This window comes from Sphingomonas sp. ABOLG, assembly GCF_003950435.1.
In the GTDB taxonomy this organism is placed as follows: Bacteria; Pseudomonadota; Alphaproteobacteria; order Sphingomonadales; family Sphingomonadaceae; genus Sphingomonas; species Sphingomonas panaciterrae.
The window spans coordinates 1-1,907 of the sequence record NZ_QQWW01000042.1; the positions used below are offsets into that span (position 1 = coordinate 1).

Annotated in this window: 3 protein-coding genes; all 3 read right to left on the reverse strand. The window is 69.4% G+C overall.

All coding sequences use genetic code 11. The annotated features are described in order from the left end of the window. Positions 1-1,129 (reverse strand): IS66 family transposase (locus CA236_RS18555; protein WP_125946711.1); only part of this gene is annotated, 1,129 nt, incomplete at its 3' end. Positions 1,130-1,184: 55 nt separating this feature from the next. Continuing rightward, positions 1,185-1,532 carry an IS66 family insertion sequence element accessory protein TnpB gene (tnpB, locus tag CA236_RS18560; RefSeq protein WP_025292355.1) on the reverse strand — a complete coding sequence of 116 codons (348 nt, stop codon included), beginning with the start codon at positions 1,530-1,532 and terminating at the stop codon, positions 1,185-1,187. Continuing rightward, positions 1,529-1,907 (reverse strand): transposase (locus CA236_RS18565; RefSeq protein WP_241212752.1); only part of this gene is annotated, 379 nt, incomplete at its 5' end. The genes CA236_RS18565 and tnpB, both read right to left, overlap by 4 nt.

Consider the following 1,907-nt stretch of genomic DNA (forward strand, 5'->3'; position numbering starts at 1 on the left):
CTCGACGGCGTACATCCGGCGGCTGACCACGCACCTCCGCCTCGACGGCATAGAGCGCGCCGATGCGCTCCAGGATATCGGTGGTCAGCGGCGTGGAGAGGCGCTCGTGCAGGTCGAACACCTTGCGCCGGAAGTGTGCCCAGCATGCCACCTCTGTGACGCCACCGCGGTACAGGGCGTCATAGCCCGCATAGGCATCGGCCTGGAGAAAGCCGCGAAAGCCGGCGAGATGCGCCTGCGGGTGCGCCGCGGTGCGGTCGGGCGTGAAGCGATACCATGTTGCGGGCGGTGTCGTGCTGCCGGACGCCTGGTCGTCGGCGGCGTACACCCACAGCCGCCCGGTCGCGGTCTTGCCACGGCCGGGGTCGAGCACCGGCACCGGCGTGTCGTCGGCGTGGATCTTGTCGGCCTTGAGCACCTCGTCACGGATACGGCTGACCACCGGGTCGAGCAGTGCTGCAGCTTGCCCGGCCCAGCCCGCGAGCGTCGAGCGGTCGATCTCGAGCCCCTGCGCGGCCATCATCTCGGCCTGGCGGTACAACGGCAGATGGTGGTCGAACTTGGAGACGACGACGTGCGCCAGCGTCGCGAAGGTCGCCTTGCCCCGCGCCACAGCGCTGACCGGCGCGGGTGCCTGGACGATCTTCTCGCAAGACCGGCAGCTGTATTTGGGGCGGACGTTGCGCACGACCCGCCAGCGCACCGGCACGATGTCGAGCATCTCGTGCGCGTCCACGCCCAGCCGGCGCAGCGCACCACCGCAGTCCGGGCAGGTGCAGATACCGGACGCCGGCTCGTGGACGACCTCCTCGCGCGGCAGATGCTCCGGCAGACTGCGGACCGGTGCCAGGCGCGGCGCTACTCCAGGCGCCGCAGTCTCGACTTCGGAAACATCCCGCTCCGTTTCCAGCTCTTCCAGCGCCAGCTCGAGCTGTTCGATCTCGCGGCCCAACTTCTCGGAGGAGGCACCGAACTGCATCCGCCGCAGTCGGGCGATCTGCCCGCGCAACGTGTCGATGAGCAGATCGCGGGCGGCGAGCGCGGCATTCGCCCGGGCGAGCGATGCCTCCAGCGCGGCGATCCGCGCGGTGGCATCAGCAGGGGAAACAGGCGCTTCCAGCACCCGCATTTCATAACAGATCACGCATCGACGGGCGAGAAAAAGCGCCGCAAAACCGCCGTTTTCACCCCGCCAGCGTCGGCGTGAACGTCCGCTCTGGGCGACGCCAGTCGATGCCCTCCAGCAGCATCGACAATTGTGCCGGCGTCAGCGTCACCGTGCCCGTCGCGGTCACCGGCCAGACGAACCGACCCCGGTCGAGCCGCTTGGAGAACAGGCACAGGCCTTGCCCATCGAACCACAGCAGCTTGACCAGATGACCCCGCTTGCCCCGGAACGCGAACAACGCGCCCGAGTGCGGGTTCTGGGCCAGCACCTGCTGCACCAGTACCGCCAGGCCATCGAACCCTTTGCGCATGTCGGTGACGCCACACGCCAGGAACACCCGCGTCGGCAACGGCGTGGGGCTCAACGCAGCACCGACAACACTCGCGCCAGCGCGCCGGCGTCCACCGACCCGTCCACGCTCACTCGGACGCCACCCGGAAATTCGATGCAGATGAGGCCAGACGTGGATGTCGCCGGCTGCGGCGCAGGTGCGGCGACATCGGCCACGCGCACCTCGGCGAATGCCGGCAGCGCAGGCGCGACCCCGCCCAGCTTGCCCAGCCGCGCCTGCTTGCGCCACGTATAGATCAGGCTGCTCGACACCTCGCGCCGGGCGATGACATCACGGACCCGCACGCCCGGCCGGAACGCCTCGGCCAGGATCTCCAGCTTCTCCGCGTCCGACCAGCTCCGTCGGCCCGATACCCGGCCGACCACCTCCACACGACCAGTCGGCCGA